Genomic DNA, 15,039 nt, shown 5'->3' on the forward strand with positions numbered 1-15,039 from the left:
ATCTCATGGCAAAAGCAAAAGTAAAAACAGCGTCATCAGACGATGCGCCCAATAAAAAATCCAAGCTCTGGTTGATCGTGTTACTCAGCGTGCTCGTAACAGCAGGTGCCGCTGCGGGAGTGTATTACTTCCTTCTGGCAGATGATGCGCCGAGTGAGGAAGTCACCGAGCAGGCGCCACCGCCCCCTCCGCCCACACCGGTCTTTGTCGAGTTGAAACCGTTCACGGTCAATCTGGGCGACAACAGCGGGCGCATGCTTTATGTCGGCATTTCCCTGCGTGTTGAAAGTGCCGAGGCACAGACACACATGCTCGAGCACATGCCAGAGGTGCGCAATCGCATCCTGCTGGTGCTGACAAGCCAGGACTCGAAGGAGCTGGCAACGCTTGAGGGTAAACGCCAACTGGCCAGCACCATCAGCCAGGCATTCGATCAGCCCTTTGAAGGCGCAGGACAGCCAATTACCGTGTCTGACGTCCTGTTCACCGACTTCATCGTTCAGTAACCGACAAGGATCAGGGCCATGGCAGACGATATGTTGTCGCAGGATGAAATCGATGCCCTCTTGAAGGGGGTAAGCGGCGATGAAGAAGAGCAGTCCAGCGCAGAGGAAAGTTCGGGCAAGAAAATTCGCCCATACGATCCGGCCACGCAACAGCGCATGATCCGACGCCGGCTGCACGGGCTCGACATCATCAACGAGCGTTTTGCCCGCCGGTTTCGAATGGCCCTGTTCAACCTGATTCGTCGCTCCGCCGACATCACAGTCGGCCAGGTCAAGTATCAGCGCTATATCGATTTCACCCGTAACCTTCCGGTTCCGGCCAATATCAACATGATCGCGATCAAGCCACTGCGAGGGAACGCCTTGATCGTCTTTCCGCCGAACGTAGTCTTTCTCGTGGTCGATAATCTGTTCGGGGGGGACGGCCGGTTTCTAACCAAGTCCGAGGGTCGCGAGTTCACTCATACCGAACAGCGCCTGATCCAGCGCCTTCTGAACCTAGCACTTGAAAGCTATGGCGAAGGCTGGCAGAGCATCTTCCCGGTGGACCTTGAATATCAACGCTCTGAAATGCAGGTGAAATTCACCAACATCGTCAACACACCAAACGAACTGGTCATTAACACGACGTTTCACCTGGAAGTCGGCTCATTCGGCAGTGACTTCCACATCTGCATGCCCTACTCGATGCTCGAGCCGATCAAGGAAGAGCTTTCGGGCACTCAGCAGAACATGGAAAAGGAAGAAGAAGCCTTCAGACGCTCTAAGCTCGCCGCCGAAGTGAAGCAGTCGAGTGTCAATCTGGTGGCCACCTTCGGCGAGATTCAAACCCATCTGGCTCAGGTTTCGAAAATGAAAGTGGGGGATGTATTTCCCTTTGAACTTCCTCAAAACGTGATTGCCCGCATCGATGGGGTTCCTGTCCTCGAATGCGATTACGGCTCCTCAAACGGGCAAAAAGGGCTGCGTGTCAAACGCGTAATCGACCATGTCGTTCAAGAAACTTATCGGGACTTGAAAAATGTCTGATCCAAATACTCCTGAAGATCCAAAAGAGACTCAAACGCAGTCCGAGTCGACCGACAATGCCTCAAGCGATACCCCCAAGGATGAAGGGCCCAGTGCCGAAGACATCTGGGGCGATGCGTTTGCCGAACAGGAAGCGGTCGAGGGCAGCCTGAGCGAGGCCAGCGCCGAAGACATTTGGGGCGACGCCTTTGCCGAAGAGGCGGCGACCGCACCAGAGGCGACCGAAAGCACACATGCCAGTGCCAGCGAGGATATCTTCAAGCCCCTGGATACCGGCGATTCGAGCGGCGGACTGCCGCGTGAACTCGACGTCATCATGGAAATTCCGGTCACCATGTCTGTCGAGCTGGGGCGTACGCGTTTGACCATTCGCCAGCTTCTCGATCTGGCCAAGGGTTCAGTGGTTGAGCTTGATGGCCTTGCGGGCGAACCGATGGACATTCTGGTCAATGGCTATCTGATCGCCCAGGGCGAGGTAGTGGTCGTCGATGATAAATATGGTATTCGTATTACCGACATCGTCACGCCCACCGAACGTATACAAAGGCTCAATCGTTAATGACAGCGCTCAGCGAAAGCTCGGTTCAGACCGCAATCACACTAGGAAGTCATGTTACCGCCCAGGCCGCTCCGGTATTTCAGAGCGGTTCAGGCTTTGGTGGCATGGAAAGCCTTGGCAAGATGGTGCTGGGCCTTCTGGTCGTGGTTGCTCTGATCTTTGCTTGCGCGGCGCTTGTCAAACGCATGGGACCGATGCGCCAGCTCTCTGGAGCCAATAAACAGCTCAGGGTGCTCGGCTCGCAGGCTGTCGGACAACGGGAACGCGTTGTCGTCATTCAAACCGAGGATGCACGACTTGTATTGGGCGTGACGAGCCAAAGCATCACGCACCTGCACACGCTGCCTCCCCTGCCTGAAGACGAAGTATCTACTAAAGACCATGAAACAAAGACGCTTCCTACCTTCAGGGAAGCTCTGGCCCACAATCTTAAAAAAAAGATGGCCCGCACATCCTCTCAACGGGATAACTCATGACGCGTTTCTTATTTAAACTCTCGGCGCTCGGGCTGATATCCCCCTCAGCCCTTGCAGCGCTACCCGCACTGACAAGCCAGCCAATGGCCGATGGCGGCCAGGAGTGGGGCCTGAATGTTCAGCTGCTGGTACTGCTGACGTCGCTGGCGTTTTTGCCCGCTGTACTTTTGATGATGACTGGATTCACTCGCATTATCATCGTTTTGAGTCTGCTTAGAACCGCACTCGGTACGCAGTCGGCGCCGTCGAATCAAATTCTGGTCGGTCTGGCCTTGTTTCTGACCTTTTTCGTGATGTCACCGGTGTTCAGTCAGATCTACGACGAAGCCTATGTGCCACTATCGAACAACGAAATGACCTTTCAGCAGGCCATCGAGCAAGGCGCACAGCCCATCAGGACCTTCATGATGAATCAAACGCGCGAGGCCGATCTTGCCCTGTTTGCACGCCTGGCCGATGCCCCGGCCTGGCAAGGCCCTGAAGACGTGCCCATGCGTCTATTGATGCCCGCTTTCGTGACCAGCGAGCTCAAGACCGCGTTTCAGATCGGCTTTACTGTCTTCATCCCGTTTCTGGTCATCGACCTGGTCGTGGCCAGCGTGCTGATGGCGCTTGGTATGATGATGGTGCCTCCAGCCACGATTTCGCTTCCGTTCAAATTGATGCTGTTCGTTCTGGTCGATGGCTGGCAGCTATTGATGGGCTCGCTGGCTCAAAGTTTCTATCTCGGCGGATAAGGAATACACCATGACTCCCGAAACGGTAATGAGCCTGGCCTATCAAGCCATGAAACTGATGCTGATGCTCGCAGCGCCCCTTCTGAGCGTAGCCTTGATCGTAGGCCTTCTCGTCAGCCTTTTTCAGGCCGCGACCCAGATCAACGAAATGACCCTGTCCTTCATTCCAAAGATCCTTGCCGTTTTCACAACGCTTGTCGTTGCAGGCTCCTGGATGATCGCAACACTTGTCGACTTCACTCGGACACTCTTTTATAGCCTGCCGCAGTTGCTCGGCACCTGACGCCATGCTCGAGATCACCACGGCCCAGCTCAATTACTGGCTGACGGCCTTCATGTGGCCGTTCATTCGCGTATTGGCGTTTATTGCGGCAACACCGGTCTTTCGCCACAGCAGCATGCCCCGCATTCCCCAGATTGGCATTGCGGCGCTTTTTACCATTGCGATCGTCCCCAGCCTACCGCCTCTACCAAACGTGCCCTTCATTTCCTACGAGGGCATTTGGCTGGTCGTGCAACAGATCCTGATCGGCGTGTCACTGGGGTTCGTGGTTCGACTGGTGTTCTCGGCCATACAGATGGCGGCAAGCTTCATAAGCTTTCAGATGGGACTTTCATTCGCGACCTTTTTCTCCCCCGACTCCGGCGGATCAACCATGGTGTTGGCCCGGTTTTTCGACCTGATCGCCTTGATGCTGTTTCTCGCCCTGAATGGCCATCTTTACATGCTCGAAGTCCTGGCCAATACGTTCACCCTGCTGCCAATCGGGGCAACCGCCCTGAATGCCAGCGCCTGGAACACTATTGCGATGTGGGGAAGCCTTCTGTTCAGCGCGGGTCTTTTACTGGCACTGCCACTGATTACCGCGCTTTTGATTACCAACCTGGCCATGGGCATCCTGAACCGCGCCGCCCCTCAGCTGACCATCTTTTCGATTGGCTTTCCCATGACCCTGCTGTTCGGTGTGGTGCTCATCACCTTCCTACTCCCTGAAATGGGCGGTATCTTCGAGCAACTCTTCAAGCAGGGGCTGGACATGATGGCGGAGCTTGCCCGAACGCTCGGCGCGCCCTGACACTCGCTCACCGGTGATGACTTATACCTTCTGTCACGCGTCCAAACATGCATCGCATGGTGATATTCAGCACCTAAAAAAACGCCTCGCGGTCGATACCGCGAGGCGTTTTCCTGAGCACAAAAGCATCTAGTCAAATAAGATCGAACAGCGACATCTGCTGGGTCTGGCTGAATGTTTTCTGGGCTGCTTCCAAAGACACCTGTTTCAATGAAAAGTCTGAAATGGCCTTGGCGTAATCCAGATCGACCAGCGATGACAGCCTATTTTCATAAGCCAGCGCCCGGTCATCACCAACCGCGTTAAGAACGTCGATCTCATTGAGTCGCGAACCGACCGTCGAACGCACCGTCAACACATTATCCAGACCATTACTCAGCTGGCGGCTTGTCGCTGACAGCGCATTCTCAAGCGACGCCTTGGCCCGGCCAGTGGACTGCTCGGTATTAAGTGCATCGACCGCGTTTTTAATGGCATTGATGAAGCTGTTGTCTTCACTACGTCCCTTGGCAACAGTAAACCCGTCACCATCGGCCGGTGTACCGTCGAATTCAAGCTTCAAACCACCGAAGGTTATGTTGTTGTTACTCTCGGTGTAAGGCTGAGGTGCACTTGTAGTGCCTTGAGTTGTGTTAGTCACTGTATAGGACAAGTTGCCTGTCCCATCATCGGCGAACGCGATCTGAAAATCATCGCCGTATTCAGCGTTACTGGAATCGCTGACAGTCGGGCCGGTAAAGGTCGCCGTACCCGTATTACCCGCTGTTTCCTGGGTAATGTATTTGGAGCCCGCGGTAACCGATTCAAAAATCGCATTGCCGGTATCGAAGGATTTCATCTGCCGTGATGCATCGACCTTGATTGACTGCTGGTTGCTATCACCCTGGTAGCTTACTCGGCCAGTGCCATCGACCTCGAACGGCTTGGTGCCGGACTGCGCACCTGCAAAGATATAGTTGCCGTTACCGTCGGTAGAATTCGAAAGCCCCACTAACTGCTGATAGACACTCTCAAGCTGGGTTGCGATCGAGTTGCGATCGGCATCCGACAGAGACCCGTTACCGGCCTGCACGATCAGATTCTGCGCGGACTGGATCGAGACCGTGACGTTGTCCAGCACGGTCTCTTCAAGCGACAGGTTACGCTCGGCGGTCGTACGCGAGGCCGCGTGCTGCTCGGTCGTGGACATCGCCTGACGCGTCGTCAACGCCTGCGACGCCGCACTCGGGTCATCTGCAGCGGTCACGACCCGTCTGCCGGTCGCCATCTGCATGCCGATGTCGCTGCGCTTGGCCTGTTGATCCAGAAGTGCCGACAGGCTGTTATTGAATATGGAGGCGGAACTTAAACGCATGGCGATTACCTCATGATCCCGATCAGCTCATTGAACATGTTCTGAGCAGTGGAAATAACTTTCGCGTTGGCCGTGTACATCTGCTGGAATTTCAGAAGATTGGCTGCCTCTTCTTCCAGATTGACCCCGGACACCGACTGTTGAGCGGTCGACACCTGCTCGACCACACTGTTTTGTGCGTCGCTTTTGACCTTAAGAGTCGCAGTGCGCGTTCCGACATCACTGACCAACTGGGCATACGCACCGCTGAACGAGGTGTCCCCCCCAATGCGCTTGGCGCCTTGAAGATCGGCCATCGCCTGGGCATTGGTGTTGTCACCGATGCCGTTACCCGCCCCGGCGGCTGCAAGCTTGGCCGGATCAGAAATCATCAAATCTATTTCACGCGTGGCGGACTCGAACGGTTTGACCAGAAACGCATCGCCGTCGGCGGGCGTACCCGATACCGCGATATCCAACCCATCGACCGAGATAACGGATGCGCCGTTGCTGTCAGTCGGCAGGCCGCCTGAGGCAAAGCTTGACGTTGTTCCATCGCTTTCACGGGTCACGGTGTACGTGCCAGCCTCGAACTCAACCGTGTAATTACTTGGGCGCAGTTGGTCGACGCTATCATTGAACGTGGTTGAAACCGTTGCCGTACTGGTATTGTCGGCGTGAGCAAAGCTATCCGGACTACCAAGCGCGAACATGGGCTCACCCGCATTACCGCCAAGATCCTGGCCCTGCACATGCTGCTGATTAATGCTGCCGGAAAGGCTGACCGCCAGTTGACCCAGTCGCTGCTGAGCGGATTCAAGCCCGCCGTTACGAAACGCCAATAGCCCCCCCACTTTACCGCCGGTCAGCCGGTCTTCACTGATTTCGAAGTTACCGCCGGAGCCATTGGCGATCGCGACCGTCTTGCGAGTAGGATCGCTTGAATCATCAACAAGCGACATACGGTAATTGTCATTGCCCTGCACAAGCGACTGCCCGCCTGAGGCAGAAATGTTGTACTTGCCATCCTGCTCGACCACGTTGATCGAGGTCAGCTCACTGAGCTTCGACACGAACAGATCACGTTGATCCATGAGATCGCTCGGCTCATTGCCGGTCTTGGACTGTGTAATCGTGATCTGCTTGTTAAGATTTGCGATCTGGCTGGTGTAGCTGTTGATCTGGCCGACTGCATCATTGAGCTGGCTCTCGACGCCCTGTTCCATGTCACCAAGATAGCCGGACACGGACTTGAACTGAGCCACCATGCTGCGCGCATCGCCGAGCACTGTTTCGCGTACGGCCGGATCAGCTGGCGTATCGGCAAGCTTCTGAATGCTTGAAAAAAACGACGACATCAGCGAATCAAGGCCGGAGTCTTCATTGGCAAGCACATTGTCGATCTGGGTCATCTCGGTCAGCTCAGTCGATAACGCCGATTGCTCGCTCTTGGCCTTGTTGAGCTGGTTGCTCAAAAAGCCTTCGTACTGCCTTGAAATGCCTTCAAGGTTTACCCCGTTACCAAAATAACCCGCCGCAGTTGAGGTGCCCGGCGACTGGCCAAACTGCGCAACGCGCCGGTTATAGCCTTCGGTATCGGCATTACTGATGTTGTTGCTGGTCGTGCTGAGCGCTGCTTGTGTCGCTTTAAGCCCCGACAGACCAATGTTGATGAGATTCGCCATGTCTATTCCCCGAAATGCGCTGCCGCAAAGGTCTTTGTTGCTGTCTGATATCGGCCAGCTACTAAAGAAATAAAGCCCCGCAGGGCTTTATTGACTCAAAAAATGCGGCTTGGCACGTCATCGATCCCGTAGGCCGACTTGACCGATTCGGCCAAAGGCGCCCGAGCAAGTTGCTCACCCGCATCAAAGCGCTCTGGAAGCTGGCGCATGATCGAAATCAGTTTGGTCGCATACTGAGGATCGGTCGCGTAGCCACTGTTTTGAAGTTGCCAGGCGGCGGCTTCGTCGCTTTGCGCTTCAACCACGCCGTCATAACGGCTGTTCTGCGTTAGAAGACGGGCATAGTCGTTGAATGATTCTTCATAAGAGCCATACACGCGGAACCCATCGCGAAGCTTCTGTGCCTGGCCATCGATGTACTCGGTGGTCATGACATTTGACGCATCCCCTTTCCAGCCAGGGGTTGCCTTGATGTTAAAAAGGTTATGGCTCTGACCGCCATCGGCGGTCTTGATCTCGTGCTTGCCCCAGCCGGTTTCGAGTGCCGCCTGAGCGACAATCAGGCGACTCGAGATACCGACCACCTGGCTTGCCCGTTCGGCGGCGCTGCCCACCTTATCGAGAAATCGCTGCACATGGGCCGGCAGATCAGATGCCGCAACCGCTGATGTCGAAGATGTTTGCTCGAGACGCTTTTCCGCCTGCTCAGTGACCAGTAGCTGCGCCTTGTACCAGTCGGCATTGTCGCCTGCCGCCTTGGTAGACTCATCGACACTGCCGCGGCGAAGCCATTCGTCCTTGAGCGCCACCGGTGTCCCGGTGGGTACCCCCGCCATCATCGACCGCTTGGCATCGGGCTCGGAAGACGCGACTGGCCCCGGGTTACCCCCGAGCTGCTTGACCAGCATGTCCGCAATACCGATGCCCTCGTTGGACATGGTCTGGGCCCACTGCTGATCCATCATCGACTGATACAGATCGCCTTGGTGACTGCTGAGCAGGCCGCTGTCCGGCACCGTGTCTCGCATGCCCTTGACCATGATGTTCAGGAGCATGGCTTCGAACTGCTGGGCGGCCTGGGTGAGCCCTTCCTGCTGATTCTGACGCGCCGAGAACTTGAGCTTTGAAACCCCTTGAACATCAAGTGCGAACTGAGAAGAAAGATCCATGCATCACCTCAAATGACATCCAGTTCAGCGTGAAGCGCCCCGGAGGTCTTCAGCGCCTGAAGAATCGACATGAGATCGGTCGGTGTCGCCCCGAGTGCATTGAGCGCGTTCACGACTTCCGACAGTTGGGCGCTTGCATTGATGACCTGAAGCGCGCCGTCTTCTTCCTGAAGTGTGACGTCGGCGTTGGGCACGACCGCCGTATCGCCACCGGCCAGCGCGTTGGGCTGGGCAACGATCGGGTTGTTGTCGATCACCACCGAGAGATTGCCGTGCGCAACCGCCGCCTGGCTAAGCGTGACTGTGCCGTTCATGACCACCGAGCCGGTCCGCTGGTTGATGACCACCTTGGGCGACGGCGCTCCTTGGGCAACATTGATGTTTTGGACCTGAGCGATAAACGCCACCTGGGCGGATTTTTCGACGGGCGAATTCAGTTCGATGGTGCGTGAATTGAGCGCCCGAGCAACGGGGCGCCCAAAGTTGCGGTTGATCGCGTTCATCGCATCGAGGGCGGTACTGAAATCGGCCTGCTTGAGCTCCATGGTGATGCGACCGTTGCTGCCAAGATCGAGTGGCACGCTGCGCTCGATGGTCGCGCCATCGACCACACGCCCTGCCGCCAGCTGGTTGACCGTTACACTTGAGCCAGCAGCCGACGCCCCGGCGCCACCGATCAGCACATTGCCTTGCGCCAGTGCGTAGACCTGGCCATCGGCGCCTTTCAGCGGCGTCATGAGCAGTGTTCCGCCACGAAGGCTCTTGGCGTTCCCGACCGAGGACACCACGATGTCCATTTTCTGGCCCGGGCTTGCAAACGGCGGAAGCTCCGCGGTCACCATGACGGCGGCCACGTTCTTGAGCTGCATGTTGGTCCCGCTTGGTACGGTAATACCGAGCTGCGACATCATGTTACGAAGCGATTGGCCGGTAAACGGGGCCTGAGTAGTCTGGTCGCCTGAATTATCAAGCCCCACCACCAGCCCATAGCCCACGACCGGGTTATCGCGAACGCCTGCAATGGTCGCGATCTCCTTGAGCGGTGCAGCGTGAACCGTGGGTGCTACCAAGGGTATGGCCGCGACCATTAGCGATACGAAAGCGAATTTTATCTTTGATATCATGGCGCTGTACCTGGTTTAGAAAGGCGATATGTTCAGGAAGAAACGCTGCAACCAGCCCATGCGCTGCGCTTCGTCGATGTAGCCATCGCCGTAGTACTCAAGACGCGCATCGGCGACCTGGGTCGATTCCACGGTGTTGGCGGTCGAAATAAAGGCCGGGTTGACCACTCCGGAAAAGCGAATGTATTCGGCGCCCTGATTGATGCCGATCTGCTTTTCACCGGCCACCTTCAAATTGCCGTTGGGCAACACATCCATGACGGTCACGGTGATCACACCCACAAACGAGTTGGCTGCACTCGCCCCACCGGAGCCTTCGAAATCGCTGCCACCACTCATATCCGTGTTCTGATCGGCGGTGACAAGCCCACCGGTTATACGGGGCACTGCCGTGATGCCAAGCGTCGCTGAGCCACTTCGGCTTGCGTTGGCGGCCGAGCTCTTGGTGGCGCTGACGTCTTCGTTGAGCTCGATCGTCAGGATGTCGCCCACCCCACGCGGACGCCGATCTTCAAACAGCGGCCGCACGTAATTGGCCTGATAGATCGAGCCGTTGGCCACCGGCACCGGCGCAGGCTGCGGCGGTGAGGTCGTCGGTCCCTGAACGATGTTCTGTCTGGGCACATACGCACAGGCAGACAGCCCGATCATCAGTGCGACGGCGCTCAATGTCTTGACCGATGCGCCTCGAAACCGCCGTGTGGCCGTCATGTTCGACTCCCCGTCTTATTAAAGCTGAGTCAGACGCTGAAGCATCTGATCGGAGGTGGAGACGGCCTTGGAGTTGATCTCATAGGCACGCTGGGTCGCGATCATATTGACCATTTCCTCGACCACATTGACGTTGGAGGTCTCCAGATATTTCTGGTTGATCAGACCCGCGCCGTTATTGCCGGGAATATTGTCGTTCGGTGCACCAGAGGCGGTGGTTTCAGCGTACAGGTTGTTCCCCATGCTCTGAAGGCCCGCGTTATTGACGAATGTGGACAGCTGTAGCTGACCGACCTGGTTGCTCTGGCCATCGCCTGGTTGAGTGACGGAGACAATCCCGTCCTGACTGACAGAAATCGACAGCGCGTTCGGCGGAATGACGATCGCCGGCTGGACCGGGAAGCCACTGGACGTTACCAGCTGTCCGTTCTGGTCAAGCTGGAAGGAGCCATCGCGCGTATAGGCCGTGGTGCCATCGGGCATTTGTACAGAAAAGAAGCCATCGCCATTGATGGCCATGTCCTTGGCGTTGCCGGTTTCCTCGAGGTTGCCCTGAGTGTGCAGGCGCTCGGTCGCCACTTCCTGAACACCGGTACCGACCTGAAGCCCGCTCGGCAGGTTGGTCTGAACCGATGACATGGCGCCAGGCTGACGCGCGTTTTGATAAAGCAGGTCCTCGAACGCCACCCGAGACGCCTTGAAGCCAGTGGTGCTGACGTTGGCCAGGTTGTTTGAGACCACATCGAGTTTGGTTTGCTGGGCGTCGAGCCCGGTCTTTGCAATCCAGAGAGAGCGAATCATGCCATTACCTCGTTCAAGTCAGCGAGAGCAGCTGATTGGCGCGCTGTTCGTTGTCATCGGCGGTTTGAATCATCTTCATGTTCATCTCGAACCGGCGCGCGTTGTCGATCATCGATACCATGGCCTCGGTGGCGCTGACGTTGCTGCCTTCGAGTGCCCCGGACACAAGCCGCACCGCGTCGTTACGCGGCAGCCGAGCCGGCGCGTCGTCTTCACCACCGTTGACGTTATTACCGTTGTTGTCGGCAATGCCTGCCTTGGCGCGATAGAGACCATCATCGCCTCTTTGCATGGAATCATTGCCCGGATTAACCAGCTTCAAACGCCCTACTTCAGCCAATGTGTTGGGCTGATCCCCAAGACCCAGTGCCGAAATGGTGCCATCCGAGGCCACCGACACCTTGGCGTTCAACGGCAAGACAATCGGTCCACCCTCACCCAGCACCGGCTTGCCATCGGCCATCAGAAGGCCGGTCGAGTCCATGCGAAGCCGGCCGTCGCGGGTATAGGCTTCACTGCCGCCGCCATCATCAACGGCCAGCCAGCCGTCACCGTCGATCGCGACATCAAGTGACCGACCCGTTTCATTGATCATGCCCGGGCTTGCATCGAAACCCGGCGTGGTGTCGGCCACGACCGCTCGGGTCGCCAGGCCGTCCCCCTGAATGGGGACGGCGCGGAAGGCCGAAAGCTGCGCCTTGAACCCGGTCGTCGAGACATTGGCCAGATTGTTGGTGACCACACTCTGACGCTCGAGCGATTGCTGTGCGCCAGACAGCGCGGTGTAAATCATCCGATCCATTGTCTTACTCCCGAATCAACGATTAGCGCAGAGTGACCAGGGTCTGAAGCACCTGATCCTGAGTCTTGATGGTCTGGGCATTGGCCTGATAGTTACGCTGGGCAACGATCATGTTGACCAGCTGCGAAGACAGGTCGACGTTGGAGTTTTCCACCGCGCCGGCCACCAGGCCACCCAACTGACCGGTGCCCGCCTTGCCAAGCAGCGGCTGACCGGAGTCGGAGGTCTCGACCCAGCCGTTGTCACCGACCGGCTGAAGCCCCTGGGTGTTACGGAAGTTGGCAAGCGCCACCTGACCAAGCAGCTTAGTCTGGTCGTTGGAGTAGCTTGCAATCAGCGAGCCGTCATCATCGATGGAAATACCGGTCAGCGCGCCGGAGGTGTAGCCGTCCTGGTTGATGTCGTTGACCGCGAAATCGTCACCGAACTGGGTGGTGCCTTCGAATCCAAGATCAAAATTGATTTGATTAGCGCCACCTGTAGCAGGGTAATTAATATTCAAACTCTGTTCAGGCGTCTGCTCAATAAGGGTGCCATTTGGATTAAAGCTAACGGTTTCTGAGCCTAGTGATTGCGGGATTGTTTGAGTCGGATCGCTGGGATTAGGAATATTGCGAAATGCTTCCACATTCCAGTCATTGCCTGCTCCAGCTTTTGCAAAGTAGAGGTTGATCGGCCTTGCATTACCCAATGAGTCGTAGGCTGTCATTGTGGTAGTAAAGTTGTAGGTATTATCACTTTCCGGATCGATCGCATTGGCCGGAGCCTCAGAATTCGCATCCAAGTTCATTACAATCCCCGCACCACCGGTGGCCTTAGAAGCCATATTCCCAGTTGGAACTTCCAAATTAACAGGTTGCCCTGCCAGAGCTTGGCGAGCTGTTTGTGCATTTTCCGCAGTCAGTACAACCCCGGTAGAACCATCATCAGCCTGCGCTTGATACCCGGTCAGACGCCCACCCGAGGCGTTGGCCAAAAAGCCGTCCTTGGTCAGGGTAAGCTGGCCGTTGCGCGAATAAGTGGTCTGAGCGCCGTCGTTGAAACGGAAGAAGCCGTCGCCATTGATCGCGAGGTCGAGGTCGCGGTCAGTAGTTTCGATCGAACCGGAGCTGAAGCTCTGGGTAATGGCGGCAACCTTCGTACCAAGCCCCTTGGCGCCGGCATAGATGTCGGCAAATTCCGCCCGGCTTGACTTGTAGCCGACGGTCGCCGAGTTGGCGATGTTGTTACCAATGACGTCCAGGTTGCTGCTGGCGGCATTGATCCCGCTTACCCCTTGAGAAAATGACATGATGCGTTCCTCAGTGTTTCGTTGACGGTGTTTCGATGACCGGGCCAGAAGGCACCGGGGTCACGTCACGCGGTTTAAAGAATCTGATAGACATCACCAAGCGCGATGGCCTTGGTGCCGATATCCAACCGGGTGTCGTCCCCGATCGTGTTGACGCCCTGCACGTAGGCGTAATTCAAGGTCTTGGCCGGAAGCTGGCCTTCGCTGTTTTCTGCAGCGATGGACACGCGGTAGTTCTCACCGGCAGCGGCTTGGGTGCCATCATCCTTTTTCCCATCCCAATAGAAGGACTGAGTACCGGCACTGATTGCGCCCATATCGTAGGTTCGAACCACGTTGCCCACGTTGTCCTTGATGGTGACGGTCACATCGCTTGCGGACTTATCAAGTGCCACACCGAACGGCGTGATCACGCCCTCCTTGCCCACCTTAATGTCATTGCCCTCGACCATGACCCCCTTGCCTGCAAGCGCTGAGGCTTGCAGCTGCTGGGTCTTGCTGATCTGACCGGTAATCGAACTCAGCGTATTGTTGAGATCCTGAATCCCGCTGACCGTATTGATCTGGGCGATCTGTGAGGTCATTTCCGAGTTTTCCATCGGATTGAGCGGATCCTGGTTCTGCATCTGCGTGATCAAGAGCGTTAAAAACTGATCGGTCATCTCCTGGGCACTTGAGGCCGAGGACATCGCCCCGCCTGCTGCCGGATTGACGCTTGGCGCCCCATTGATCGAACTCATTACGGAATTGCTGATGGCCATGGCGACGCTCCGTTACTCACCCATGGTGAGCGTTTTCAACATGAGGGATTTGTTGGTGTTGAGAACTTCCACGTTGGCCTGATAGGACTTCGATGCCGAAATCATATTGACCATCTCTGCTGCCGGGTCGACGTTGGGCATGCGGACATAGCCCTGGTCGTCGGCCATCGGATTCTTGGGGTCGAACATCATTCGAAACGGGGAATCATCCTCGATGACCTCCGACACACGAACGCCGCCGGTGCCCTGCCCGGGCGCCGCGTCGAGCTGAAACTTCACGTGCTTGGCTCGGTACGGCTCGCCGTCCGGGCCTGCGACGCTGTCGGCGTTGGCAAGGTTACTGGCGGTGACGTTCATTCGCTGCGACTGCGCTGTCAGCGCCGACCCCGCGATGTTAAAGACGTTAAACATGCTCATCGGTTATCGCTCCGGTTGCATGGCTGATTTCAGCCCCTTGATCTTGCTTGAAAGTATCTGGAGGTCGGATTGGTAATGAACCGAGTTTTCTGCAAAGTTCACGCGCTCCATATCCATATCCACCGTATTCCCATCCAGACTTGGCTGTGCGGGTATCCGATACTTGAGCGAAGACGTGGCAGAGAAGGCATCCCCCTGGCCGGCGATATGCCCCTGCGCGGTGCGAGCCATCTCGAGCCCACCCGAGCCGCCAACCCCCTTTTGGGACACGGCCTGATTGAGCGCGTCCTTGAAATCGAAATCGCGGGCCTTGTAACCGGGGGTGTCTGCGTTGGCAATGTTGGCCGATAAAACTTCCTGACGTTCAGCGCGCAGATTGAGCGCTTGCTGGAAGTAATTCAGCGACTGATTCAGCTTATCGATCATCGCGATTTACCCATCGAGCAATGCGAAAGTTTGGTTTTCCAGACGTAAGCTACAGGACTCCGGTTACACCAATGCTTAAAAAAGGCAATATTTAGTACGTCATTTCACGCTATGTTACACTTTGAAACCTTTCTAG

General features: G+C 56.4%; 18 protein-coding genes. 7 read left to right on the forward strand and 11 right to left on the reverse strand.

Features of this window, described 5'->3' with window-relative positions:
* Positions 1-5 precede the first annotated feature (5 nt).
* The 7 genes from fliL to fliR are packed head-to-tail and all read left to right on the forward strand — an operon-like array spanning position 6 to position 4,383.
* Entirely contained in the window at positions 6-506 is a 501-nt protein-coding gene (fliL, locus tag NAT23_RS03680; protein WP_251925735.1) for a flagellar basal body-associated protein FliL, read from the forward strand.
* Positions 507-524: 18 nt separating this feature from the next.
* The gene (fliM, locus tag NAT23_RS03685; protein WP_251925737.1) at positions 525-1,535 is read left to right on the forward strand and encodes a flagellar motor switch protein FliM; all 1,011 of its coding nucleotides are present in this window, start codon (positions 525-527) and stop codon (positions 1,533-1,535) included.
* On the forward strand, positions 1,528-2,094 hold the full coding sequence (gene fliN, locus NAT23_RS03690; protein ID WP_251925739.1) for a flagellar motor switch protein FliN: 567 nt from the start codon (positions 1,528-1,530) through the stop codon (positions 2,092-2,094). The genes fliM and fliN overlap by 8 nt, the downstream gene beginning before the upstream one ends.
* Positions 2,094-2,570, forward strand: coding sequence for a flagellar biosynthetic protein FliO (gene fliO, locus NAT23_RS03695; protein ID WP_251925741.1), 477 nt, complete (start codon positions 2,094-2,096; stop codon positions 2,568-2,570). Before fliN ends, fliO begins: the two co-directional genes overlap by 1 nt.
* Positions 2,567-3,307: a flagellar type III secretion system pore protein FliP gene (fliP, locus tag NAT23_RS03700; RefSeq protein WP_251925743.1), complete on the forward strand. Its 741-nt coding sequence runs from the start codon at positions 2,567-2,569 to the stop codon at positions 3,305-3,307. Before fliO ends, fliP begins: the two co-directional genes overlap by 4 nt.
* A gap of 10 nt (positions 3,308-3,317) precedes the next feature.
* The gene (gene fliQ, locus NAT23_RS03705; protein WP_251590395.1) at positions 3,318-3,590 is read left to right on the forward strand and encodes a flagellar biosynthesis protein FliQ; all 273 of its coding nucleotides are present in this window, start codon (positions 3,318-3,320) and stop codon (positions 3,588-3,590) included.
* Positions 3,591-3,594: 4 nt separating this feature from the next.
* The gene (gene fliR / locus NAT23_RS03710) at positions 3,595-4,383 is read left to right on the forward strand and encodes a flagellar biosynthetic protein FliR (protein WP_251925746.1); all 789 of its coding nucleotides are present in this window, start codon (positions 3,595-3,597) and stop codon (positions 4,381-4,383) included.
* 133 nt (positions 4,384-4,516) lie between these two features.
* On the opposite strand, the gene flgL is transcribed toward fliR, so the two are convergent.
* The 11 genes from flgL to flgB all read right to left on the reverse strand — a co-directional run bounded on the left by flgL (position 4,517) and on the right by flgB (position 14,903).
* Positions 4,517-5,737, reverse strand: coding sequence for a flagellar hook-associated protein FlgL (gene flgL / locus NAT23_RS03715; RefSeq protein ID WP_251925748.1), 1,221 nt, complete (start codon positions 5,735-5,737; stop codon positions 4,517-4,519).
* Positions 5,738-5,742: 5 nt separating this feature from the next.
* Positions 5,743-7,401 (reverse strand): flagellar hook-associated protein FlgK, encoded by a 1,659-nt coding sequence (gene flgK / locus NAT23_RS03720; RefSeq protein WP_251925750.1) that lies wholly within the window; start codon positions 7,399-7,401, stop codon positions 5,743-5,745.
* 95 nt (positions 7,402-7,496) lie between these two features.
* The gene (gene flgJ, locus NAT23_RS03725) at positions 7,497-8,570 is read right to left on the reverse strand and encodes a flagellar assembly peptidoglycan hydrolase FlgJ (RefSeq protein ID WP_251925752.1); all 1,074 of its coding nucleotides are present in this window, start codon (positions 8,568-8,570) and stop codon (positions 7,497-7,499) included.
* Between the two features lie 8 nt (positions 8,571-8,578).
* Entirely contained in the window at positions 8,579-9,694 is a 1,116-nt protein-coding gene (locus NAT23_RS03730; RefSeq protein ID WP_433962189.1) for a flagellar basal body P-ring protein FlgI, read from the reverse strand.
* 15 nt (positions 9,695-9,709) lie between these two features.
* Positions 9,710-10,405 (reverse strand): flagellar basal body L-ring protein FlgH, encoded by a 696-nt coding sequence (locus NAT23_RS03735; protein ID WP_251590407.1) that lies wholly within the window; start codon positions 10,403-10,405, stop codon positions 9,710-9,712.
* An 18-nt stretch (positions 10,406-10,423) separates the two neighbouring features.
* The gene (flgG, locus tag NAT23_RS03740; RefSeq protein ID WP_251590409.1) at positions 10,424-11,206 is read right to left on the reverse strand and encodes a flagellar basal-body rod protein FlgG; all 783 of its coding nucleotides are present in this window, start codon (positions 11,204-11,206) and stop codon (positions 10,424-10,426) included.
* Between the two features lie 13 nt (positions 11,207-11,219).
* Positions 11,220-12,008 carry a flagellar basal body rod protein FlgF gene (locus tag NAT23_RS03745; protein WP_251925762.1) on the reverse strand — a complete coding sequence of 263 codons (789 nt, stop codon included), beginning with the start codon at positions 12,006-12,008 and terminating at the stop codon, positions 11,220-11,222.
* Between the two features lie 22 nt (positions 12,009-12,030).
* Entirely contained in the window at positions 12,031-13,299 is a 1,269-nt protein-coding gene (flgE, locus tag NAT23_RS03750; protein ID WP_251925764.1) for a flagellar hook protein FlgE, read from the reverse strand.
* Positions 13,300-13,373: 74 nt separating this feature from the next.
* Positions 13,374-14,060, reverse strand: a complete 687-nt coding sequence (locus NAT23_RS03755) for a flagellar hook assembly protein FlgD (protein WP_251925766.1) — start codon at positions 14,058-14,060, stop codon at positions 13,374-13,376.
* A 12-nt stretch (positions 14,061-14,072) separates the two neighbouring features.
* The gene (flgC, locus tag NAT23_RS03760) at positions 14,073-14,477 is read right to left on the reverse strand and encodes a flagellar basal body rod protein FlgC (protein WP_251925768.1); all 405 of its coding nucleotides are present in this window, start codon (positions 14,475-14,477) and stop codon (positions 14,073-14,075) included.
* A 3-nt stretch (positions 14,478-14,480) separates the two neighbouring features.
* Positions 14,481-14,903, reverse strand: a complete 423-nt coding sequence (gene flgB / locus NAT23_RS03765; protein WP_251925770.1) for a flagellar basal body rod protein FlgB — start codon at positions 14,901-14,903, stop codon at positions 14,481-14,483.
* Positions 14,904-15,039: the final 136 nt, after the last annotated feature.

The sequence above is a fragment of the Larsenimonas salina genome (assembly GCF_023736155.1).
Classification (GTDB): Bacteria; Pseudomonadota; Gammaproteobacteria; order Pseudomonadales; family Halomonadaceae; genus Larsenimonas; species Larsenimonas salina.